17 protein-coding genes are annotated in these 23468 nt (G+C 53.1%); 6 read left to right on the plus strand and 11 right to left on the minus strand.

What is annotated here, in order from left to right; all coding sequences use genetic code 11:
- Positions 1-32 precede the first annotated feature (32 nt).
- The 8 genes from FLS37_RS08500 to lptF form a co-directional block, all read right to left on the minus strand.
- The gene (locus FLS37_RS08500; RefSeq protein WP_157669460.1) at positions 33-1853 is read right to left on the minus strand and encodes a sulfatase-like hydrolase/transferase; all 1821 of its coding nucleotides are present in this window, start codon (positions 1851-1853) and stop codon (positions 33-35) included.
- Complete coding sequence (locus tag FLS37_RS08505) at positions 1850-2476, minus strand: class I SAM-dependent methyltransferase (protein WP_157669461.1); 627 nt, start codon at positions 2474-2476, stop codon at positions 1850-1852. Before FLS37_RS08505 ends, FLS37_RS08500 begins: the two co-directional genes overlap by 4 nt.
- 109 nt (positions 2477-2585) lie before the next feature.
- Positions 2586-2972 carry a prepilin-type N-terminal cleavage/methylation domain-containing protein gene (locus FLS37_RS17010; RefSeq protein ID WP_308418752.1) on the minus strand — a complete coding sequence of 129 codons (387 nt, stop codon included), beginning with the start codon at positions 2970-2972 and terminating at the stop codon, positions 2586-2588.
- A gap of 303 nt (positions 2973-3275) precedes the next feature.
- The gene (locus FLS37_RS08515) at positions 3276-4022 is read right to left on the minus strand and encodes a type II secretion system protein (RefSeq protein WP_157669462.1); all 747 of its coding nucleotides are present in this window, start codon (positions 4020-4022) and stop codon (positions 3276-3278) included.
- A complete protein-coding gene (locus tag FLS37_RS08520; protein ID WP_157669463.1) occupies positions 4016-5422 on the minus strand; it encodes a hypothetical protein in 1407 nt (468 codons plus the stop codon). Before FLS37_RS08520 ends, FLS37_RS08515 begins: the two co-directional genes overlap by 7 nt.
- 107 nt (positions 5423-5529) lie before the next feature.
- Positions 5530-6543: a UDP-glucose 4-epimerase GalE gene (galE, locus tag FLS37_RS08525; protein ID WP_157669501.1), complete on the minus strand. Its 1014-nt coding sequence runs from the start codon at positions 6541-6543 to the stop codon at positions 5530-5532.
- Between the two features lie 161 nt (positions 6544-6704).
- On the minus strand, positions 6705-7778 hold the full coding sequence (gene lptG / locus FLS37_RS08530) for an LPS export ABC transporter permease LptG (RefSeq protein WP_157669464.1): 1074 nt from the start codon (positions 7776-7778) through the stop codon (positions 6705-6707).
- Between the two features lies 1 nt (position 7779).
- Entirely contained in the window at positions 7780-8841 is a 1062-nt protein-coding gene (lptF, locus tag FLS37_RS08535; RefSeq protein ID WP_232522551.1) for an LPS export ABC transporter permease LptF, read from the minus strand.
- A gap of 189 nt (positions 8842-9030) precedes the next feature.
- Here lptF and FLS37_RS08540 point away from each other — a divergent pair, with 189 nt between their 5' ends.
- The 6 genes from FLS37_RS08540 to FLS37_RS08565 all read left to right on the plus strand — a co-directional run bounded on the left by FLS37_RS08540 (position 9031) and on the right by FLS37_RS08565 (position 18422).
- Entirely contained in the window at positions 9031-10494 is a 1464-nt protein-coding gene (locus FLS37_RS08540; RefSeq protein WP_157669466.1) for a leucyl aminopeptidase, read from the plus strand.
- A gap of 70 nt (positions 10495-10564) precedes the next feature.
- Positions 10565-11020 (plus strand): DNA polymerase III subunit chi, encoded by a 456-nt coding sequence (locus tag FLS37_RS08545; protein WP_157669467.1) that lies wholly within the window; start codon positions 10565-10567, stop codon positions 11018-11020.
- Complete coding sequence (locus FLS37_RS08550) at positions 10989-12803, plus strand: hypothetical protein (protein ID WP_157669468.1); 1815 nt, start codon at positions 10989-10991, stop codon at positions 12801-12803. Before FLS37_RS08545 ends, FLS37_RS08550 begins: the two co-directional genes overlap by 32 nt.
- Positions 12804-13098: 295 nt before the next feature.
- On the plus strand, positions 13099-15915 hold the full coding sequence (locus FLS37_RS08555; protein ID WP_157669469.1) for a valine--tRNA ligase: 2817 nt from the start codon (positions 13099-13101) through the stop codon (positions 15913-15915).
- 151 nt (positions 15916-16066) lie between these two features.
- Complete coding sequence (locus tag FLS37_RS08560) at positions 16067-17965, plus strand: bifunctional diguanylate cyclase/phosphodiesterase (protein ID WP_157669470.1); 1899 nt, start codon at positions 16067-16069, stop codon at positions 17963-17965.
- On the plus strand, positions 17925-18422 hold the full coding sequence (locus tag FLS37_RS08565) for a YhcH/YjgK/YiaL family protein (RefSeq protein WP_157669471.1): 498 nt from the start codon (positions 17925-17927) through the stop codon (positions 18420-18422). Before FLS37_RS08560 ends, FLS37_RS08565 begins: the two co-directional genes overlap by 41 nt.
- A 65-nt stretch (positions 18423-18487) precedes the next feature.
- Here FLS37_RS08565 and mnmA read toward each other — a convergent pair whose 3' ends face one another.
- The 3 genes from mnmA to FLS37_RS08580 all read right to left on the minus strand — a co-directional run bounded on the left by mnmA (position 18488) and on the right by FLS37_RS08580 (position 23268).
- Positions 18488-19555 (minus strand): tRNA 2-thiouridine(34) synthase MnmA, encoded by a 1068-nt coding sequence (mnmA, locus tag FLS37_RS08570; protein WP_157669472.1) that lies wholly within the window; start codon positions 19553-19555, stop codon positions 18488-18490.
- Entirely contained in the window at positions 19552-20034 is a 483-nt protein-coding gene (locus FLS37_RS08575) for an NUDIX hydrolase (RefSeq protein WP_157669473.1), read from the minus strand. The genes mnmA and FLS37_RS08575 overlap by 4 nt, the downstream gene beginning before the upstream one ends.
- Before the next feature lie 837 nt (positions 20035-20871).
- Positions 20872-23268, minus strand: coding sequence for an ATP-binding protein (locus FLS37_RS08580; RefSeq protein WP_157669474.1), 2397 nt, complete (start codon positions 23266-23268; stop codon positions 20872-20874).
- Positions 23269-23468: the final 200 nt, after the last annotated feature.

Below are 23468 nucleotides of genomic sequence, written 5' to 3' on the forward strand. Positions count from 1 at the left end.
ACCAAAACCATAGAATTTAATCAGAAGGTATTTTACTTTCTTTCATAATTTACGGCTCTAATTTTTTCCCTCCACTGACTAAGAAGCACTCTATCAACACTTTGAATCTTATTATTATTCTCGGCAGGATCCGAAATCAAGTCAAAAACATACTCTATATTATTGCTATTATCGATCCAATACTTCCAAAGAAATTGATCGTTTCGGTGATCATAGAGACCAATACTGGGAACCATTTGGAAATATGTAAAATCTTTCTTCTTGTAAATTTGAAATGGGTTCCCCTCCCAAACCGAAGGCCTTTCAATTCCAAGTTCAAATAAAATTGATGGGGCAATATCTATTTGCGATATAAATGAATCAATACGAACACCAGGTGACGCTTTGCCTTCCTGATAGTTCAGCATCAGCAATGGAATATGCAACAATTGCTCTCTGACACTATTAGTATGATTAAACAAACCATGCTCACCCAAACTATCTCCATGATCTGCTGTAATAACTACAAGCGCATCATTTAAATAATTTTTCTCAGCCAGCATCGACAATATTTTTCTTATAAAATCATCAGCCTGCAAAACACCATTATCATATGAATTAGTATTCTCGATTGTAGGATCACCTTTCATCTTTCCTGCATGCCCTTTTGCTGGAATGTACTTTTTAAATTCAGGATATTTTTTACCTAATTGATGGGCTGACATTAAATGAAATTGCATCATAGTCGGCCGCCCACTCCAAGACTTAACGCCTTGCAGAGCATTAAGGACATGCCCATCATCAGACATATAAGCGGCAGCCATCCCACCATCGTAGTACTGAGTCACTGCGCCATATAAATCAGATGTACTGTAAGTATTTAAGTGATTATCACTCAGTATCATACGAACATCATAACCATTCCTCAGCATAACTTTAGATAAGGAAAAAGGAGAGTTTGGCATCTGATGACTATATCGACTGCCAGCCATACTAGAAAGCCCGCACACCGATTCACCACAGGAAGCCCTTACATTACTGGCAATAGACAAAATGCCCAAATCAGCAAGTGAGTCCAAATAAGGTGTAGTTTTGCGTGCGTAGCCGTATACACTCATATGATCAAATCGCAATGCATCCACAACAATAATAATAATATTTTTATTTTTCTTATTTACTCCTGGAAGATAGTGTTCAGAAGCCAGCAACTCCTCGCGATTAACTGAATCGGGAACAATCAAGCCTTGATCAAATTTTGTGAGGAGATGGTTTTTTTTACCTGAATATAATGTAGTTGAAATTGGCTCAAGGTTATCAGATGCAAAATAAAAACAATCAAAAATCAGCTTACCAAAAAACATCATTACCACAAAAATAAAAAAACCGAAGAATCGTATCTTCAGGAAAAACCATGCCGGCTCCCAAGTACGCACTTGGCCGACATAAAAGAAAAAAATCAAAAAACAACCATAAACAAGAAAGAACAACCCGGCAACCTCATATAAAGAATAACCAAAAATCTCTACAAAATATGCAAGCTGCCCAGAATAGCTAACAATAATTTCCTCTGTAATTACTCTACCCCATATATTCAACAAAGCAACGACTGCAAGCCAATAAAGCAGCAGCAAAAATAAAAATGTTCCTTGCAACATCGAGTTAAGAACTTTAATCCAAGCAGACGAGCCTAAAACTCTCAGCAATATTATTTTCAGAACCTGAAAAAAAGAAAAAACAACAATAACAAAGTAGATATGTTCAACAAGTGCCAACCATGGTTTATCATGCCCTAGTACATAATATAGACAAAATAGAAAAGGAAAAAAAATCCACAAGAATAGCTCATACAGAAAACAAGTAGCATTTCTAATCATTTAACATTCCGCACTGTTACAAACTTTGACAGCCCGCCAAAATTGACGGCACAAACATCAAGAATTTCCCAAGGCTGATCCAATACATATTTTTTAAAACAAAAATCAGAACGAAAACCAATCAATGATGGAAATTTAGCCAAAATACACTCAAAAGCTCTATATAAAAAAGCCCCTCCACTAAAATGATTAAGAATAAAAATATGCCCACCATTCTTACAAACCCTACGGGCTTCAGCAATCAGGGCCTCAGGGTCGGGGGTTACAGACAAGACATAGGGGAGCACCACGCAATCAAAACTTTCATCCGGAAAATGCATATTTTCTGCATCCATCATCATCAATGATATAGAAGGATGCGCTATTTTATTTGCTTCTTTCTGCGCTAGAGCTAAAATTGGTTCACAAATATCAACGCCTACAACTTGACATTCAAAAGGGTAATGCCGAAGTAACATACCTGTACCAACACCAATCTCTAGAATATTATTAAATCTTTGCTGTGATAATGTGGCCCCCAATACTTTGCGACCGTGCTCTAATGAAAAACCAAAAATAAAATAATAAAATGGTGCATAGTATTTATAAATTTTCTGCACGACATCTATTGTTAGGACACTCATAAAAATATACCATCACTTGAAATTATAAAAATGATTATGCCCAATAAAAAAACCCGCTTTCGCGGGCTTTTTTGGTTACATCATACGAATATCAACATATCACTATTAATTACGCACCACAACCCTTGATTGCAACAGCTGTACCAGATGGAGCGCAATTCCAAGTGATATTATCACCCACTACAGTAGGGGCTGTTGGCGTCAAGGTTACAGTAGCGCCATCATAAGTGAATGAAAGAATACCAGTACTAGTACAATTTGGGATTGCTGCACCATTCGAGTCTGTACAAGCCAGAACGCCATCTACTGAATATTTTTCACCCACTTTCAACTTTTGACCTGCCAAGCTACCCAAAGCAGTCGTAGTTTTCGCTTTCTTGGTGTAATCGGTGTATGTTGGAATCGCAATCGCAGCCAAAATACCGATGATCGCTACAACGATCATCAACTCGATCAGGGTAAAACCTTGTTGAGCACGTTTCATAGTTTGAGTCATTTTGCTTCTCCTTGGGTTTGGATTGAGCAGGCTTATCACCTTGCTTGGGCTTAGTATAAGCATAGGGTGTGCCAACTTTGTTTTTCTATGCCTCGCAGGCCATTTCTGGTGTGATCCTGCTTACACAAACAGGGCAAAATCGCTGCGGATTCCCCGTATTGCTAGTTGAATCGGGCGATCTGCAGCCATGCTTTGCAATTGTTTCCCCTGCGCACGTTTCCACATCTGATACCTCAATACCGGGCGAGTGACATTTATCGTCAGTACATTGCCCTTATCAGTAACTACTAATCAACTATCCATTCACGGTAGCACCCGGCTTTGAGTCATCTGGTATAAAAACTGGCTACTAGGCAGCCACAGCACCATATCGTCCAGCTCGGCATCCGGGGAATCCGCCCGGTAATTAGCGTCGGCGTTGCGGTTGTCATTTTCATCGCTCGTTCCTAGCGCACCGAGTTCGCCTTCGGAATAAACCACTGCGACGGCGTTGCTAACGAGGATGCGGGATGTCACGGCTGCGCCATTGCGACGGGTGGCGGAGCGCAGGGTGATCAGATTGCTGGCGCTTTGTAGTGTGAAACAGGGTTTGCTGGCGGGTAGACCACAGGCAGTGCCAGCGGTGGGGTTGGATCCAGCAAAATCACCTGCGTAGCTGGCCGAACCTCCGCCCGGATTGGTGGCCACGGCATATTTAAGCCGTCGCCCCCACGCATCGAGCTCGGGCAGCCCCAACTCACGCCATGGCAAATCGCCGTAGCTGCGAACACAGCGATAGGCGTTGGCGTTGCCTGCGTCCTGGCGCTCTTGCATGCCTGCAGTGGCCTCGGTATTGCCTAGGGCCGGGTCTGCCGGGCATGGCAAATGATGGTTGGCCAGTGCAAAGCCAAGCAGGGCTTCGTTGGCGCGCTCGAGCATCAGCTTGCTTTCCCGATGGCGCTGGGCGGCCATTTGCCCGCTAAATGCGCCAAGCCCGCTGGCCAGCATAATGCCGATGATCAGCAGCACCACGGCCAGCTCCAGCAATGAAAACCCGCGCTGCTTTAACATAGTCTTGTCCTTTCGCTACACACGCCCTGCCGGCACACCAGCATCAGATCATTGCTGGTGCACGCAGGGGTGACAAACTCACGCGTTTGCGGCTGCAACCATTTGTTCTGATGCGCCGCATCTTCCAGATACAGCGCCAGATCAAGGCTGGCATTGGCAGCCAGCTGGGTATTGTCGGCTCTGGCACTCTGACTGGCACCGGGCAGAATCAGCAGCACGTCAATATCCGGCTCAGCCACACTATCCAGAATAAAATCGGCCGTGCAATGAGCGCCCTGTTTGACGGCGTAAAACACTGCCCGGTGCCAGATATTCTGCCGAAACCATACCGGAAGTCGATTGATCGCCGGAGTAGCAAAGCGCCCCTGCCCTGTCCAATCGTTCGCCGCTCGCGGCAAAATGCCTGCGCATAAGTCGGTCTGGCTGCGGCATCCGGTATTGGCCGCGTAAATCACATTATCGCGGCAGCTGGCATCACCCAGCATATTGGCGGGATAGGGATACGCTTCGGGAATGGCAGTTGGTGCAGGCGGCGCACTCGGTACAGGACTCGCAGAAGGGGCTGGTGGATAGGCGATTTGAAACGCTTCCCAGTGGCTTTGCAACTGGCTGGCAATCGCCACGCCTAGCCGTGGCTGCACCAGTTCGATCAGCTCCTGCCCGCGAATCAACAGCAATTGGTCGTTGAAATTACTGGCCAATCCCGCAGCAACATACGGCCCGCCCGCCTGCGCATTATTATAAATACCTGCCGCATCCAGGAATTGCGCCGCCTGATACGGGGGCGATCTGTTCTGCCCGGCCAGTGCCGGGCCGGGGGCAAAGAGGATGGCCGCCGCACCATCACCTGTGGCGGTTAACTCGACACCATCCTGAAAAACCCGCAGGCTGGCCTGGCTATCCAGATTGATTTTGCGGGCCTCGGTATCTTGCATGCGCACTACAAAACCTCGATCCACGCTATACCACAGTGGCTCGCCATAGGCGTCGAGTAATTTGGGAATGCCCAGCGTTTTCCACGGCAGCCAGCCCTGGCGCGAAGCCGGATTGGCCGCACTATTGCAGCTTGTGATCGACGTGCCAATGCTGTTGATGGCGCTTTCATTGGGATTGGCCGGGCAAGGCAGCTCAAGCGGCGAGCAGGCACGGCCATTGGGGGATGAGGTGGGTGAGCAATGACCCAGCCCGGCGGTGCCATCACGACTTAAAGACCAGGCCAGCAAGGCCTGACGCGCTTGCGCCAGAATGCGGGCGTTGTGCTCGCGGCGCAGTAATTCGGCGTCACGGCCACGTAGCGCCGATAAGGCAAACGCCGAACATGCCAGCACCAGCAACATCAGCAGCAGTAATAAAGCCGCCCCTCGCTGAGCCAGGCGTCGCGCCGCACAATTACCCATCATTGGTATTGCCCTCTAAGTCATGTAGATCATAACTTGCAGGGCAATACCCCTATAGACCCAACCTGCACCTTATGTGTTTACAGGTATAGTCAGAAAAAAGATAAGTCTCAAGCACCGTAGCCATTCGGGTTGGCACTTTGCCAGCGCCAGCTGTCATTGCACATATCCTGCAAGGTCTTTTCGGCACGCCAGCCCAGTTGCTCGAAAGCGGCTTGCGGGTCGGCGTAGCAGGCGGCAATATCGCCAGCGCGGCGGGCGACGATCTCATACGGCACTGCACGATTGGACGCCACTTCAAACGCTTTGACCATATCCAGCACCGAATAGCCGATGCCCGTACCGAGATTGACAGTGACATTGCCCGGTTTGGTTTGCAGTTTTTGCAGCGCCTTAACGTGCCCCAAGGCCAGATCAACAACGTGAATATAGTCGCGCACGCCGGTACCATCCGGCGTTGCATAATCGCCGCCAAACACCGACAATTTTTCGCGTTTGCCAACGGCCACTTGCGTGACAAACGGCATCAGATTATTCGGAATACCCTGCGGATCTTCACCAATCAGGCCGCTTTCATGCGCGCCAACGGGATTGAAATAGCGCAGCAGCGCGATATTCCAGCTCGGATCGGCGACGCGCAAATCGCGCAGCATGTCTTCGATCATCAATTTGCTGCGGCCGTAGGGATTGGTGGCCGAGAGCGGGAAATGCTCCAAAATCGGCACCGCATGCGGGTCGCCATACACTGTCGCGCTTGATGAAAACACCAGGTTTTTAACGCCAGCAGCCTTCATTGCGTCCAGCAGACGCAGCGTGCCCACCACATTGTTATCGTAATATTCCAGCGGCTTGGCGACCGATTCACCCACCGCTTTCCAGCCGGCAAAATGCACCACCGCACTAAACGGGTACTGGGCAAAAGCGGCATCCATTGCGGCGCGATCTCGGATATCGCCTTCAATGCACAGCACATCGCGCCCGGTAATCGTTTTCAGTCGGTGCAGAACTTCGGGTTTTGAATTGTAAAAATTATCAAAAATGACGGGCGTAAAACCCGCTGCGAGCAATTCTATATAGGTATGTGATCCAATATAACCTGCACCGCCAGTTAGCAAGACATACATAGCAAGGGTATCCATCCAACTCAAAGAATATATAAAGTACCAGCGGCGAGTGGGGCGTGACCCTGGGCTAGATCAAAAATAGCCAAGCTGCTTCGCCGTGCCCGGAAATTTGTGTTCAGCGACTTATCACCGCTCATCCAGCGACAGCGCATGAAATACGCTCAACCTTTTTCCTGCCGCCACAAAAAGTAAATCGCCAGCATCGACAAGCCCAGCGTTGGCAGGGCCGCAGCCAGCAAAGGCGGCAGCTGATAAAGCTCGCCAATGTGGCTCATCATCTGGTTAACAAAATTAAACGAAACGCCCAGCAAAATGCCGAGAAAGATTTTCATGCCGACATTGCCGCTGCGGCGCTGGCTTAAGGCAAAGGGCAAGGCGATCAGCATCATGGCCAGACAGGCAAAGGGATAGAAAATCTTGGCCCACAGCGCCAGTTCATAGCGCGTCGTACTTTGCTTATTGTCTTTCAGATGCTCAACATACTGCTGCAAAGCCTGCACCGACATATCTTTGGGCTTGATCATCAGCACAGCCAGCATCTTCGGGTCCACCTGCGTTGCCCACGGCATACTGCCAGCGCGCGTCACCGACACCGAATCGGCCAGAAAACGCGTTTGTGTCACGTCTTCGAGCTGCCACATCCCGTTGCCCTGATAACGGCCACCTTGCGCATCAATGATTTTCAGCAATTTATGCTGATTGTCATGCACATAAATCCGCAAGGCTTGCAGGCTTAAATCGGACTGCATGGCGGAGACATTGATAATTTCCTGATTATTTTTCAGCCATACGCCAGAGCGAAAGCGCCCGAATAGCACCGACTCTTTGGCCGCCACCTGATAGCGCGTGGCCGCGTCATTGCTTAAAGGTGCAATATATTCGCCGATGGCAAAAGTCAAACCACCAAACAGTAAGCCGGCAGCCAGCAGCCAGCGGCAAATGCGCAAAATAGACACACCGGCAGCGCGCATCACGGTAATTTGCGAGCTATCGGCCAGGCTGGACAAGGCAAAAATACCGCCAATCAGCAAGGACACCGGCAGTAATTCATAGGCGCGGGCCGGGGAGCTGAGCAAGACATACACCAGCGCATGCCCGAACTGATAGCTGCCCTTGCCCACATCGCGTAGCTCGCCGATCAAGTCAAAAAAGACAAACAAGCCAAACAGCACCAGCAAGGCCAGCAGCACATGCCAGGCGATGGTAGAAACGACATAACGGCCCATGCGATTCATGTTAAGCCCTCACCTTGCTGCGCCAGCGGTAAAGCAGCAGCGTCAGGAGCGCCGCCAGCACATGCAGCGGCCACATGCCGATCAGACCGGGAATTTTTTCGGTGGCAATCCATGCTTGCAAGACGTTAATCGCGTTGTAATAAGAGAAAGCCAGCAAAGCGGCAAATAGCAAATTGAACGAGCGCCCGCCGCGCGGGTTGGCAAAGGCCAGCGGGATGGCAGCCAGCATCAGTATCAGCGCCTGAATCGGCAAAGCCATACGCCAATGCAGCTCGGCCCAGGCTTGCGGGCTTAGGTTTTCCAGCAACTGGGGCGTTTTCATCGCCTCGATGGCTGGGCTGACCAGCGGTTTGCTGGGCACATCAATGCGGATTTTACCCGTTTCAAAGGTCAGAATATCGTACTGCGGGCTACCCGGAATGGCCTGATACGCGGTGGCATTTTTCAGCCACATCCAGCGGTCGCCCTGCTCGTCGATTTCCATCCCACCCTGATCGGCCAGAATGGTCGAGATCTTGCCGTTCTGGCGAATCTGCAAAAATACATTCTCACCCAGCCCACGCTCGGCGGAAAAATTCTCGATGAAATACACCCGGTCAGCGCCGCGCGACTCACGAAAAACACCGGGAGCAACCTGGGTGACTTCCTGATTGCTCAGGCTGGCTTCGCGATATTCCTTGCCTTTGAGCTGCGCCCAGGGCGACACCCCCAGCGAAAGCGCGCCAATCAGCAACACCACAGGCAGGCCCATCGTCAGCACCGGGCCAATAAAGTCATAAATCGAGCGTCCGGCCGAAAACCAGACAAACATTTCGTGATCTTTCCATAGCCGGGTAATCACCGACAAAATGGTAATAAACAGCATTAGCGAAAACAGCAGCGGCAGATAGCGCACGGCGGTAAAGCCCATCACGGCCCACACAGCCGAGCTGGCCAACGCGCCCAGCGCAGCTTCGCCAAGCAGGCGTACCACTTGCGAGGTCATGACGATCAGCAATAACACTATGAACAGGCCAAAGGCCATCCAGGTCATTTCATGAATCAGGGTTTTGCGAAACAGCATTGCCAAATAGGAATCCAAAAGTTTGCCCGCAAGGCGGGCAATTAATGTAAGCACGCCACAGACAGCTCATACAGTGCGCGGCCAGCGAGATACCGATGTTTGCCAGGCCAGCTGAGATTTGTCTTTTGACTTGGGCGAAGTGTAAGTGAATAATCGATTCATTCTTAGAAAATGAGCCCGGAGCGCCCCATGGAATTTACCATAGTTTCCCCCTTACCCGAGTCTGCCGACTGCCTGGTATTGCCTGTTTGCGGTGAAAAACTGCCCGCACAAGGCAAAGAGCTCGATACCGTGGCTGGCGGTATTTTAAGTCAGGCAATCAAAGATGGCGAATTGGCCGCCAAAGCAGCGTCGGTTCTGGCGCTGGGATTGCCTGCGGGTTTGGGCTTTAAGCGCGTGATTCTGGTGCAATTGGGCAAAGAGCCGAACGAGAAAATCGTTCGCGACAGCGCACGCGCGCTGGCCAAAGCGCTGATTGCCAGCCAGAACCAGACCGCATGCATTGCACTCTCGGCAGCGGGCTACAAAAAACAGGATCAAAAAGCCACCGCGCAAGAAGTCGTCAACGCGCTGATGCTCGAAATTTACCGTTTTGATCAATTCAAATCGGATGCGGCACCTGCGCCCAAACTCGAACTCGTCAGCCTGCTCGCGCCGAAAAAAGGCGATATCGACGAGATTGAAGCCGGTCTGGTTTACGGTTTGGCACTGGGCCACGGCATGAATCTGACGCGCGATCTGGGCAATTTGCCACCGAATGTCTGCACACCGGATTATCTGGCTGCCACGGCACAGCACTTGGCGCATACCTATGATTTCTCTTGCCATGTCTTGGAGCAAGAAGAACTCGAAACGCTGAAAATGGGCTCGTTCCTTGCGGTGGCCAAAGGCTCGACTGTACCGCCCAAATTTATCGTAATGGAATATCACAACGCCGATAAAAAACAAAAACCGGTCGCACTCGTTGGCAAAGGTATCACCTTTGATTCAGGCGGTATTTCTCTGAAGCCCGGCGAGGGCATGGACGAGATGAAATACGATATGTGCGGCGCAGCAACCGTACTGGGCGTTTTCCGTGCCGTGGCCGAGCTGGATCTGAAGATCAATCTGGTCGGCATTATCCCTGCTTGTGAGAACATGCCCGCAGGCAATGCGGTAAAACCGGGCGATATCGTCACCAGCATGAGTGGCCAGACGATTGAGATTCTGAACACCGACGCCGAAGGCCGCCTGATCTTGTGCGATGCGCTCACCTATGTGCAGCGTTTCGAGCCTGCCGTGATCATTGATATTGCCACACTGACCGGCGCGTGCATTATTGCGCTCGGCCACACCACCACCGGTCTGTTTGCCAACGACGATGATCTGGCCGACGCGCTGCTCGTCGCATCGAAAGAATCTGATGACAAGGCTTGGCGCTTACCGCTGTTTGACGAATACCAGGAGCAGCTCAAATCCAATTTTGCCGACATGGCCAATATTGGTGGCCGTCCAGCCGGTTCAATCACCGCTGCGGCCTTCCTCTCGTGCTTTGTCAAAGAGCAAAAATGGGCGCACTTGGACATCGCCGGTACGGCATGGAAATCGGGCGCGGCTAAAGGCGCAACCGGTCGCCCGGTTCCACTTCTCTTGCAATACCTCGCCACACTGTAAGGAATTAGGTGCAAGGAGAGAGGAATCAAGGCTTTACGCCTCACACCTCACACCTTGCCCCTTACATCACATGACTGACATCACGTTTTACTTTAATGTGCGTTCCCGCGAAACGGCGCTGTGCCAGCTCGCGGGCAAGGCGCTCGCGGCGGGCAAATCGATCTGCATCCTGACCGGCTCGCCCGCCGCGTCGCAAGTACTTGATCGCCTGCTGTGGGAAATTCCGGCTACCGGCTTTTTGCCGCATTGCAGCTTTGACGCAGCCATCGCCGAGCAAACACCGATTATTCTGGATCATCGCGTCGAGCTGATGCGCGCGCGCGATGTATTATTCAACTGGACTGAGCACGTTGCACCGCGCTTTGGCGAATTTGGCCGCCTGATTGAAATTGTGGATAGCGACGAAGCACTGCGTCTAGCGGCCCGCCAGCGCTGGGCCGCTTATAAACAGCTGGGCTTTAGCCCGAACGCAACGGATATGACATCACCAAGCGATGTCGCAGCCAACCCATCCAGGAGCGATTGAAATCGTGGCCGACCAGAAGCAAACCCCGAATAACGACTCGGTAAACCCGCTCTTCAATAAAATGGACGCGCTGATGGCCCGCCACCGCAATGGCCCGGCTGCCAGCCTAGATGACATTCCGGTACTGACCGAAGTTGCCCCCAAAACCATACCCAGCCTGTTTGATGTGGTCGATGATATTCCGTCGCTCACCGACGTGGTTGAGCCCAATCTGGCGGACAAAATTGCCAGTTTGGAGCTCGAATGGGGGATAGATCATCAGGATAGCGACATTACGCATCCGGAACCAGAGCAGGCTGCGGTCAGCCGCAAACCACAGGCCTTGATGATTGACCCGCTGCCGTTTCAAGCCTCGCCAGCCAAGAACCATGACGAAGTACCAACTGTCCAGCAAGCCTTGGCAGCGCAGCCAGTAGCCATTCCACGCCCCAGCGCGGCAAAGCCCCTGCTGGGCGGCATCAAGCCCAAACCCGAGCCCGTCTTTCTTGACCTGCCCATGCTTGACCTTGAAGCACTCAAGCAGGAGCACAACCCGGACCTGATCGAACTACCCACGCTACCGAGCACGACGCGGCGCGATCTGGTTAGCAGCAGCGAACACCAGTTTCTGGCCAGCGATCTGGTGCTGCCGCTGGAGCCCTTGCCCGAAGCGACACCAGCCGACACCGACTTCACACAAGCACTGGCCGAAGCCAGCCTGGCTGCAGCGGAAGTACCGCATCTGGATCTGGACGCCATCCTCAGCCTCAATCGCAGCGAGCAAGTCGAGCCTACCGAGTCGATCGCCCAACCAGACAGTGCGCCAGCTTCTGCGGTCATCGCTAACAGCAATGTGAACGAAGCCCCACGTGCCCCGGTATCCAGCGAAGCTGAGTCGCTTGCAGAGCAAGCCGCGCCAGCTCAAACACTCGCGCTCCCCGATCCGGAAGATGCGGCTCCAGAAAGCGCGGATAGGGATGACACGGGCAGTGTTGCCGCCGTTGCAGCCGAGTCGACGCTTGCAACCCTGGAGCTGGACACCGAACCCGCCCATCTTGAGACCGCCCACCTTGAAACCACCCAGATTGAGCCAAACCCGCAAGCAGACCTTGACGAGCAGGTTGATGAAAACCCAGCGAGCAATCCGGAAGATGTAGAGCTGCAGTATATCGATCTGCACCTGAGCGACGATGGCGATGCCCCAGAAACAGACGAGTTCAATGCGCAAGATCATCGGGCTGGCGAGCCGCAAGACCTGCACAGCATCCCCTCCCCCACGCTGCGTCACAGCGATGAGCACAGCGCGGCCGAGCTGATTGTGTATGGTCGGCACGATGAATCGCTACCGGTCGTGATTGATCTGGACGCCGACGAAGCTGAATGGCCAACCGCCAGCGATGAGATCGGCCAACCTGCAATCCCCTTGACGGCCAGCGTGGCTCTATCGGAGGAATGGCAGGATACCGTACCAGCCCAAGCCACCACCGATACCGACACTGCAGTGGGTATAGCCGTAGAAGCAATAGCTAATAACACCCAGGAAGCAATACCCACAATAAGTCAGGAACTGGATCAGAATGCCGTCGCCGAAATCACCGCCATCGTTGGCGCCCAATTGGCAATCGATATTGCCAGCGAAGTTGAGCAGCTCACAAAGCAGCATTTCAGCGCACTGATGAACCAGCTCTACGGCGAAACGCTGCGCAAACTCACCGAAGAAATCAGCCGCGATCTCGAAGCGCATCTCGCACCGCGCATCGCCGAGCTGGTTGATAACGAATTGCGCAGCAAGGGTTTGCTGTGACGCACGAAGCGTGAGGCGTGAGGCGTGAGGCGTGAGGCGTGAGGCGTGAGGCGTGAGGCGTGAGGCGTGAGGCGTGAGGCGTGAGGCGTGAGGCGTGAGGCGTGAGGCGTGAGGCGTGAGGCGTTCAGATTGTAAAAATAGCAGGGTATTGCCCTGAAAGACTTATTTTATAAAGTCCGTATCAATATACATCCCAACATCATTCAGAAAATACACCTCGCACCTCACACCTTACTCCTCACCCGCTCACTTCACGTATAATCTGCGGTTTCGCGTTTAATTCGAGCACGCCGCCATGGAACTCGCCAAGAGCTTCGAGCCACAGAATATTGAATCCCGCTGGTACCCGTTCTGGGAAAGCCAGGGTTATTTCCAGCCAAGTATGGACCTCGCCCGCGAGGCCTTTTGTATCCAATTGCCACCGCCGAACGTCACCGGCACTTTGCACATGGGCCATGCGTTCAATCAAACGATTATGGACGGCCTGACGCGCTACCACCGTATGCGCGGCGACAACACTTTATGGTTGCCAGGCACTGACCACGCGGGTATCGCGACGCAAATCGTCGTTGAGCGCAAACTCGACGCGCAAGGTGTTTCGCGCCACGACTTGGGTCGCGCCGCCTTCCTCGAAAAAGTGTGGGAATGGAAAAAAGAATCAGGCGACACGATCACCAGCCAGATGCGCCGCATGGGCTCGTCGGTCGATTGGAGCCGCGAATACTTCACGATGGACGACAAAATGTCGACCGCCGTCATCGAAGCTTTTGTGCGCTTGTATGAAGAAGGCCTGATTTACCGTGGCAAACGCCTGTCGAACTGGGATGCCAAACTGGGCACCGCGATTTCTGATCTGGAAGTGATTTCCGAAGAAGAAAACGGCCATATGTGGCATATCAAATACCCAGTGGTCGGCTCGAATGAATTCATCACCGTCGCGACAACGCGTCCAGAAACGCTGCTCGGCGACGTGGCCGTGGCGATTGCGCCGGACGACGAGCGCTTCCTGCACCTCGTTGGCAAACAAGTTGAGTTACCGCTGACGGGCCGTACCATTCCCGTGATTGCCGACGAATACGTCGATAAAGAATTCGGTACTGGTTTTGTCAAAATCACGCCAGCGCACGACTTTAACGACTACCAAGTGGGTAAGCGCCATAACACGCAGCTGATCAATGTGATGAGCTTGCAAGCAACCATCCTCGCCAAAGCGCAAGTATTCAGCTTTGACGGCGCAAGCTTGGGCAGCGTTGAATTGCCAGCCGCCTACGCCGGTTTGACGACCGCACAAGCGCGTAAAGCGATGCTCGCTGACTTGGAAGCACAAGGCTTGTTGCTGGATACCAAACCGCACAAACTGATGGTGCCACGTGGCGACCGTACTGGCACGGTGATCGAGCCATTGCTGACCGACCAATGGTTTATGGCGATGAGCAAGGCCGACGAAAACGGCCAAAGCATTACCGATAAAGCGCTCGAAGCCGTGCATAGCGGCGAAGTGCAATTTGTACCGGGCGACTGGGTGAACACCTATAACGCATGGCTGAACAATATCCAAGATTGGTGTATTTCACGCCAATTGTGGTGGGGCCATCAAATCCCAGCTTGGTACGACGAAGACGGCCAAGTGTACGTAGCGCGCACCGAAGCTGAAGCCGTTGCCAAAGCCGGTGGTAAGGCAGTAACGCGCGATAACGACGTACTCGACACGTGGTTTAGCTCGGCGATGGTGCCATTCTCTAGCCACGGCTGGCCGAACGAGACGCCGGATCTGCAAGCCTTCCTGCCTTCATCGGTGCTAGTGACCGGCTACGACATTATTTTCTTCTGGGTGGCCCGGATGATTATGATGACCAAGCACTTCACCGGCAAAGTACCGTTCAAACACGTGTACATCCACGGTCTGGTGCGCGATGCCGAAGGCAATAAGATGTCGAAATCTGAAGGCAATGTGCTTGATCCGGTCGATTTGATCGACGGTATCGCGCTTGAGCCTTTGCTGGAAAAACGCACCACCGGTCTGCGTCGCCCAGAAAACGCGCCAAAAGTGGCGGCGAAAACGGCGAAAGAATTCCCGGACGGCATTCCAGCCTATGGCGTTGATGCGCTGCGCTTTACGTTTGCGTCGTTGGCGTCTTTGGGCCGCTCGATCAACTTCGACCAGAAACGCTGCGATGGCTATCGCAACTTCTGCAACAAAATCTGGAACGCGACGCGTTTCGTGATGATGAACGTCGAAGGCAAAGATTGCGGCTTAGAGGATGGCGCAGAACTCGAATATAGCTTCCCAGATTTGTGGATTATTGGCCGCCTGCAAGAAGCGGAAGCGACGATCACGCAAGCGCTCGACACTTTCCGTTTCGACTTGGCTGCACAAGCAATCTACGAATTCGTCTGGAATGAATACTGCGACTGGTATATCGAGCTAGCCAAGGTATCTACTCAGTTTGGTACAGATACCCAGCAGCGCGCTGCGCGTCGCACTTTGATTCGCGTGCTCGAAACCATCCTGCGCCTTGCGCATCCGATCATGCCTTTCATTACCGAAGAGCTGTGGCAAACCGTTGCGCCGCTCGCCGGCAAGAAAGACAGCGATTCGCTGATGACGGCGAAATGGCCAGTGGCTGATTTGAGCAAAGTGAACGCCCAAGCGAACACTAAAGTTGAAACGCTGAAAGCCTTGGCGTTTGCGGCGCGTAATCTGCGCGGCGAAATGGGTCTGTCGCCTGCGGTGAAAGTGCCGATGTTCTTGGAAGGCTCGCCAGAGATGGCCGAGTTTGCGCCGTATCTGAAGCCATTGGCCAAATTGTCGGAAGTGAATATCGTCGCTAGCCTGCCAGCGGGTGACGCACCAGTCGCAGTCGCAGCGAGCGCCTTGGGCACGACGCGCATGATGTTGGTCGTTGAAGTCGATAAAGCAGCGGAAACCGCGCGCGTGAGCAAAGAAATCGGCAAAACCACCGACGCCCGCGAGAAGCTCGTCGCCAAGCTGGAAAAACCGGGTTACACCGACAAAGCGCCAGCGCACTTGGTCGAGAAAGACCGCGCGCAACTGGCTGAGTTAGACGATAAACTCGCCAAGCTCAATGCACAGCTGGCCAAACTGAAGTAATCTGCCCCATCCCACAGCGACCTTCGGGTCGCTGTGCTTCCTCCCGAGACACTTTCGGCCTTTTGCGTCGAATCTGCTTCTCGCCCTTCCCGTCTCATACTATATTTGATTACCCTTCAAACCTTACGCCTTACAGGACTTCACCCTGCTCATGCTGCGCTCGTTTTTTAACAGTGACTCAAGCATTCAGCGTATTCGCCAGTATCGATTGGCACACTTTATCAGCATCGCCATGTTGGCCATCCTGATCAGCGCCACGCAGAATGCTTTTTTTGGCAACTGGCATAACGCCAGCCTGCTTGGGATCGCTTTTCTGGTTATCTCCCTGTCGCTGCTGCTCGTCAGACGCTCGCATTACGAATCGGCCTCGATACTTTTTTCGCTATGCCTTACCGGGATGATCGCCAGCATACACTGGACCAGCTCCGGTCTGTATGGTCCGGCCATGCTGGTCTATCCGGCCATTCTGGTCTTTACCGGCCTGCTGTGCGCACCGTGGCTGTTTGCACTGCAATTTGTACTGATCATGTCGCACCTGAGCGCGCTGATTTTTGCCGAAACCCAGGGCTGGCATGTATCCAAAGTCATGCCGGTGGATTTGAGTTTCTGGATCGATCTCAGCTTGATCATGAGCACGGTGGCCATCAGCGTTGGCCTGATCATGAAGGATTTTCGCCGTACTCTGGCCGCTTTGCATTCAGAGAATGAACGCGTTTCCAAATCGCAAAAAGAAGTCGAATTTCTGGCCACGCATGACACGCTGACGGGGTTGCCCAACCGTGTGCTGGCGCGTGACCGCTGTACCCATGCATTGGCGCTCAATCAGCGTCACCAGAGCCATACCGCGCTGCTGTTTATTGATCTGGATAATTTCAAAACCATCAATGATTCACTGGGGCACGCCGAAGGCGATCAATTGCTGGTCATCATGGCCGAACGCCTGCGCTCCTGTGTGCGCGCCTCGGACACAGTGTCGCGCCAGGGGGGTGATGAGTTTCTGATTATGCTCGACCAGATCAGCGACGATCGCATCGCAGCAGAAATCGCCGAGAAAATCATCCAAAGCCTGTCACAACCGCTAACACTGCGCCACCTGAGCATTACGGCTACCTGCTCGATTGGCATTGCGATTTCCGACCAGCATGTCACCGATTACGACCAGTTGATGCAACGCGCCGATATGGCGATGTACAAGGCCAAAGCTGCCGGGCGTAATGGCTATCGCTTTTACGACGAAGGCATGAATACCAAAGCCACCGAGCAGCTGCAGCTGGCATCCAAAATGCGCGTCGCACTGGGGCGATCCGAATTTACCTTGCACTACCAACCGCAGTTTGACCTTAAAAGCGGCCGGATTATCGGCGCTGAGGCGCTGGTGCGCTGGCGCCACCCCGAGCTGGGTCTGGTGCCGCCGGGCAAATTTATCCCGGTGGCCGAAAACTCGGGCCTGATTGTGGAAATGGGCGAATGGATTGTGTTTGAAGCCTGCCGACAAGCCAAGGAATGGTACGACGAAGGCCTGGGGTCCATCGTGGTCGGGATTAATATCTCGCCCATCCAGTTCCGCCGTGGCGATGTGGAAAAACTGGTGTCTACCGCGCTCAAACTGACCCAGTTGCCGCCCGAGCTGGTCGAGCTGGAGCTCACCGAATCGCTGCTGCTGGAAGACTCCGACCACCTGAAAATCATTCTGCAGAACCTGCGCAGCCTGGGGCTTAGCTTCTCGATCGACGACTTTGGTACGGGTTATTCAAATCTGAGCTATCTGAAACACTTTGAGGTGGAGCGCCTCAAAATCGACCAATCGTTTATCCGCCGCCTGACCGAGGACGCGCACGATGAAGCCATCGTCAGCGCGATTATTCAGGTGGCCAACAGCCTGGAGCTGCAATTGATCGCCGAGGGGATTGAAGATCAGTCCACGCTGAACCGGCTGATCGAACTCGGCTGCGCCCAAGGTCAGGGCTACTACTGGTCACCCGCCATTCCGGCCGCAGAATTCAAACAATTTGTCCTTCGTCACCAAGCCCAAGCTCACCATGTACCTTAGCCATCTGCACCACCCGCAAGCGCCCTTGCCGCGCATCATTGAAACTGCGCTGGACTATTTGCGTAGCACTGACTTTAGCCAGATGGAGCCCGGCCGCTATCCGCTGGATGGCGAGCAGATGATCGCCATTGTACAAACCCCGCAAACCCAGCCTTGGGAAACCGGATTGCCCGAGTTTCACCAGCGCTATCTGGATATTCAATATGTGCTGGAAGGCGAGGAAATCATGGGCTATCACATCGCGCCGCACACGCCCGATCTGATGAAAGACCAATTGGCCGAGCGCGATATTGCTTTTGTTCACCCGATCGAAGGTGAATCGCGCTTGCATTTAAGCGCTGGCATGTTTGCCATTTTCTTCCCGGGCGAGCTGCACAAACCCTGTCGCAGCGTAACGCAATCGTGCACGATCAAAAAAGTCGTCATCAAAATCGACGCTAGCTTGCTTAGCGCATAATCCACCAAGGGTATAGCCCTGCAGCGCAATATCAAAAAGCGCTACAGGGCTATACCTCTACAAACTTACTGAATAATCCCGCCACCCAGGCAAACTTCATCCTTGTATAACACCATTGATTGCCCCGGCGTCACCGCCCATTGCGGCTCGTCGAACACCAGTTGCACACCACCTTCAATATGAGTGAGCGTGCAGGCGCTATCCTGCTGGCGGTAGCGCGTTTTGGCGGTATAGCGCCCCTCAAGCGGTGTTTCGCCCAGAATCCATGAGCAATCTTTGGCGACCAGCACCGGATTGAGCAGCAAGGGATGATCATGGCCTTGCACGACGATCAGCTCGTTGCGCTCCATATTCTTGCCGGCGACAAACCACGGCTCGGCGCTGCCTTTGGTGCCGCCGATGCCCAGCCCTTGGCGCTGGCCGAGCGTGTAATACATCAAGCCTTGATGCTCGCCCATCACCCTGCCTTCAGGCGTCACCATCGCGCCGGGTTTTTTCGGCAGATAGCGATTGAGAAACTCGCGGAACGGGCGCTCGCCGATAAAGCAGATACCGGTCGAATCTTTTTTCTTCGCGTTCGGCAGATCAATCTGCTCGGCAATCACGCGCACTTCGGACTTCAGTAAATCACCGAGCGGGAACACCGCGTGCGAGATTTGCTCTTGGCTGAGGCGATAGAGGAAATAAGTCTGATCTTTGCTCTGATCCGCAGCGCGCAGCATTTCGGTACGGCCGTCTTCCCTTAATCTGGTTTTCGCATAGTGCCCAGTCGCGAGCTTGACGCCACCGAGCTTGATCGCGTATTGGAGAAACGATTTGAATTTGATTTCGCTATTGCACAGAATATCGGGATTCGGCGTGCGCCCGGCTGAATATTCGGTCAGGAAATGGCTGAATACGCGGTCCTTGTACTCCGCAGCAAAATTGACCAGCTCGATATCGATACCCAGCAAATCCGCGACTGCAATCGCGTCCATGCTGTCTTCCTTGATCGAGCAATATTCGTCGTTATTGTCGTCTTCCCAGTTCTGCATGAAAACGCCATGCACTTCATAGCCCTGTGCTTTGAGCAAGTGCGCAGTCACCGATGAATCGACGCCGCCAGAAAGACCTACTACAATTTTGCTGCTCATGACTGCTTTCCATTCAAATCAGTGTTTCCATCAAAATCACGGATGATATCCAGCGGATACCGCCGACCCGCCAAATAATCATCAATACACGCCAGCAGCAAGGGGCTGCGGTGCTGTTCGCTTCGTACAATCAACTCGTCACGCGTCAACCACACCGCCGCTTCAATCCCTTCATCGGCCAAACCCAATTGACGTGCCGCATCATGCTCGCCCAGCTCGCCACAAAAGGCATAGCGCAGATAGGTCAGATCCGTACCCGGCACGGTCCACTGATAAATACCGACCAAGGCGCGGGGCTCAAACTGATACGCGGTTTCTTCCAGCGTTTCGCGCCGACAAGCAGCGACAATCGATTCATTGGCATCGACGTGACCTGCGGGCTGATTGAGTTTGAGCTGGCCTTGAATGCGTTCTTCAACAATCAGAAAGCGTCCGTCACGCTCGATCACGGCGGCAACGGTGGTATTGGGTTTCCACATGGAAGTGTCTTGTTTTTACTTGGGAATTGGCCAATTTTACCTGATCGCCGCAGAAAAATCCCCCGCAGGGCGGTAAGTACTGCGGCACAGTCAATATTCACCAGCTAGCCATTTCAATAGCGCCGATGAAATCATTTGCCGATTCGCCAGACCCAGTGCTAGAGTAAATCGTTGCTCTAACATGGGGTTAGGGCAACACGTACGGTTGTGCAAACAGGCTGGCACCAATGTGCCGGCGAGGCAGGAGACGACACTCCTGCAACGAGCGGCTGATTTAGCAGTCGCACCTGTCAGCAAAATCAGCGACGTAGCAGGGTCTGTTGGAGCTTGGTTTACGAATCGCGTTTGAGCTTGGCCTGCGCACAAATCCCGTAGCATAGTTATTCTACGCAAGGGATTTGTAACGCCGGATCAGGCCAAAAGCAGCCAAACCCGCAGGGCTGGGTGAATTTCGCGGCAACTCCGCGTTATTCCGTGTTCGTATAGCGAGCTATAAGTCACACGAAATGCCTTGATTTGCCGCGAAACCCACGCCAGCGCGGTCGCAAACCAAGCACCAACAGACCCTCGTGAAACCTTCAAGGAGTTCGCCATGCGATTTAACTTCATGGAAGGCTTAGCGAGTACGGTCAACGATGCGTTGATGAACTTGTTCCGGGCCTTTAAAGCACCTAGTAAACTGGATCACGATGACGCGAGAAATCTCGCACTGGAAATCGCTGAACCATTTCGGTAGCTACGGCCAGCTAGGATTGAATGACTAAACAGCAACGGGGCGAAAGCCCCGTTTTTATTTACTGTCATCATCTACCTGTTGCTGTCACCCGTATCCCGGCTTTAATGGCGCAACAGATTAATCGGCTCTTGCTGCTCTACAGGCGCTTCAATCGGCAGCATCAAGACAAACAATGCCCCGCCCTCAGGGGCATCGCGCAGCTCAAGCGAGCCGCCCAGCGTGCCATTAACCAGCGAATACACCAGATACAAACCCAGACCACTGCCGCCCTGGCCAAAGCGGGTAGTAAAAAAAGGATCGAACACACGCTTTTTCATCGCATCGGGAATACCGCAACCATTGTCCTGATAGCTCAATTCGATTTGCGCCTCGTTGGCCACCCGCGCTGCGATTACAATTTCCCCGGCGGCATGTGCGGCAAAGCCATGAATCAGCGAATTGTTAATAAAATTGCCGATCACCTGCTCCAGAGAACCGGGGTAGCTGTGCAGCACCAGCCCTGCCGGTACCCGGTTCACAATCTGCACTGCTGTTTTGTGCAGATTCATCGCATTCGCGGCAATGGTTTCGGCGATGATCTGCTGCAGATCAAAGCGGCGACGCTTGTTGGACGCAGTATCGACGGCCACCTGCTTTAAATTGGAAATCAGATTGCTCGCCCTGCGCGCATTGCGCTCGACCAGCTCGGCAATCATGCTGGTATCGTCCAGATACTGCAGCAACAGGGTCTTTTTCATTTGCCCATCGCTGATTTTGTCGAGTATTTCGTGATTCTTATCGAGCAGCGTGCTGGCTGCAGTCAGCGTATTGCCCAGCGGCGTATTGAGCTCGTGGGCAAAACCGGCCACCAGATTTCCCAGCGAGGCGAGTTTTTCCGACTCGATCAAATGCGCCATGGCTTTTTGCAGCTCGATCGTACGCTCGACCACTCGGGCCTCAAGCTCGGTATTATTTTGCTGCAGTTTGGCGTTCAGCCGGGCAATATCGGCCTGGAAAATCTGCCGCTCGATATTGGCCAGCGCGCGCGTGCCAATAATGGTGAGCTGGTTGATATATTGCACCTCATCGGCACTCCAGTTTTTGGTACTGCCGCTTTGCTCGACCATCAGCACGCCATACAGACTTTCATTCAAACGCAACGGGCTTATCACGACTGCGCCCACCTTGCCCGGTTGAAACAGTTTTTCGTACATATCCCAGGTGTGCTGGTGATGCTGGGAATTGTGCGCCACGGTCACCTCGCCCAGCCGCAAGCTTTTGAGTAATCCGGGGCCAAATTGCTGCAATGATTCGGTTTTATGCGGGTAAACCTGCCGGAACGACTGAAAATCGGTCATGTATTCCCAATAGCTCGCACCGACGCCCTTGATAATTTGCGTACTGGTCTGGCACAGCAGCAGGGCCAGCTCGTCCAGATCACAATGCTCAAGACGGCCATTATTGGCCAGCTCAAGCAAAATGCGCCCGGAGCTGGGGCGCAAACCAGCCAGATCTTCCAGCTCGGCCAATTGTTGCTGATGATCATGCGGGCTGATTTTTTCGCGCAACTGATTAGCCTGCCTAAAAGCCCGCAAGGCCAGTGAGGCATCATTGACCGATTCGGCCAGCTCAGCCTGTTGCATCAATAGCCGCATCTGGATATGCGCCGAGCCCGATGCGCTGGCAAAATCAATCCCGGTTTGCACTTCATCCAGTGCGGCTTGCAGATGACCTTCATGCTCGGCAATACGGGCGCGAACGCCATAAATATTGGCCAGCGCCCACATATGATGTGCCTGCTGGCAAATGCTCAGCGCTTGCGCCAGATTGGCCTTGCTATGCGGCAGTTCGCCCAGCTCCAGATACGCCTCGGCAATGCGGAAGTAAATCTCGCCAATATCGTCGGCGTGATCAAGCTGCTCGGCCAGTTGTAAAGATTCCTGATAAACCTGCAGCGCCTCCTGACGCTGGCCGATCCGCAGCAAATTCACGCCCAGATTGAGCAGGATATTCATCAACAGCGTTTGATCATCGATCAGGCGGGCTTTATCCTCGGCCTGACGCAGCAGGATGGCTGCAGTGGCATTGTCTTCCAGCGCGTCATAAATCTGCGCAATCCCCACTTTGGCCCACACCCAGCACACCTGATCTTCAGCCAGCGTAGCCACTTCCAGACAATGCGCCCACGCCTGCATGGCACGGCGGTATTCAGCGCGGGTGTAAACTGCCCGCCCAATCACATTGAGCAGGCGCGCTTCGTCCTGAAACTGGTGGTAGCTTTGCGCCAGCTGCAGCGCTTCGTACAGGATATTGATGCTGGAGTCGGGATAGCCATGCTGATCGATCACCAGACCATACTGGATGGCAATGGCAATAAACGCAGCATCGTCGTGCGCGGCGCGCGCCATAGCAAAGGCGGCTTCACAGTGGCCAAACGCTTCGTAGCGGTCAGCATTGCATTGTTTGATGATTTTATCGAGCGCCGCTTGCAGGGGCGCGGTGATGGCGGGCTGATTCATGCACAATCACTCTGGGTCGGGTGATGTTCACTATAGGTCAGCCCACTTGGGCAAGCCAATACACCATTGCCTATATAGCGGGGTATAGCCCACAAAGCCAATCTGGATAAAAATCAGGGCGATATACCCATAAGAAGTAATATCGCCCTATTTCATTTCCCGGCCAATTTAAATACCATTTGGCTCAAGCACAAGCCGAA

Origin of the sequence: Chitinibacter sp. GC72 (assembly GCF_009760905.1) — a bacterium.
GTDB lineage: Bacteria > Pseudomonadota > Gammaproteobacteria > Burkholderiales > Chitinibacteraceae > Chitinibacter.

What these genes read in the sequence shown, in the direction of transcription:
- FLS37_RS08500 (WP_157669460.1), bottom strand. Translation starts at nt 1,853, where the DNA reads ATGATTAGAAATGCTACTTGTTTTCTGTATGAGCTATTCTTGTGGATT.
- FLS37_RS08505 (WP_157669461.1), bottom strand. Translation starts at nt 2,476, where the DNA reads ATGAGTGTCCTAACAATAGATGTCGTGCAGAAAATTTATAAATACTAT.
- FLS37_RS17010 (WP_308418752.1), bottom strand. Translation starts at nt 2,972, where the DNA reads ATGACTCAAACTATGAAACGTGCTCAACAAGGTTTTACCCTGATCGAG.
- FLS37_RS08515 (WP_157669462.1), bottom strand. Translation starts at nt 4,022, where the DNA reads ATGTTAAAGCAGCGCGGGTTTTCATTGCTGGAGCTGGCCGTGGTGCTG.
- FLS37_RS08520 (WP_157669463.1), bottom strand. Translation starts at nt 5,422, where the DNA reads ATGATGGGTAATTGTGCGGCGCGACGCCTGGCTCAGCGAGGGGCGGCT.
- galE (WP_157669501.1), bottom strand. Translation starts at nt 6,543, where the DNA reads ATGTATGTCTTGCTAACTGGCGGTGCAGGTTATATTGGATCACATACC.
- lptG (WP_157669464.1), bottom strand. Translation starts at nt 7,778, where the DNA reads ATGAATCGCATGGGCCGTTATGTCGTTTCTACCATCGCCTGGCATGTG.
- lptF (WP_232522551.1), bottom strand. Translation starts at nt 8,841, where the DNA reads ATGCTGTTTCGCAAAACCCTGATTCATGAAATGACCTGGATGGCCTTT.
- FLS37_RS08540 (WP_157669466.1), top strand. Translation starts at nt 9,031, where the DNA reads ATGGAATTTACCATAGTTTCCCCCTTACCCGAGTCTGCCGACTGCCTG.
- FLS37_RS08545 (WP_157669467.1), top strand. Translation starts at nt 10,565, where the DNA reads ATGACTGACATCACGTTTTACTTTAATGTGCGTTCCCGCGAAACGGCG.
- FLS37_RS08550 (WP_157669468.1), top strand. Translation starts at nt 10,989, where the DNA reads ATGTCGCAGCCAACCCATCCAGGAGCGATTGAAATCGTGGCCGACCAG.
- FLS37_RS08555 (WP_157669469.1), top strand. Translation starts at nt 13,099, where the DNA reads ATGGAACTCGCCAAGAGCTTCGAGCCACAGAATATTGAATCCCGCTGG.
- FLS37_RS08560 (WP_157669470.1), top strand. Translation starts at nt 16,067, where the DNA reads ATGCTGCGCTCGTTTTTTAACAGTGACTCAAGCATTCAGCGTATTCGC.
- mnmA (WP_157669472.1), bottom strand. Translation starts at nt 19,555, where the DNA reads ATGAGCAGCAAAATTGTAGTAGGTCTTTCTGGCGGCGTCGATTCATCG.
- FLS37_RS08575 (WP_157669473.1), bottom strand. Translation starts at nt 20,034, where the DNA reads ATGTGGAAACCCAATACCACCGTTGCCGCCGTGATCGAGCGTGACGGA.
- FLS37_RS08580 (WP_157669474.1), bottom strand. Translation starts at nt 23,268, where the DNA reads ATGAATCAGCCCGCCATCACCGCGCCCCTGCAAGCGGCGCTCGATAAA.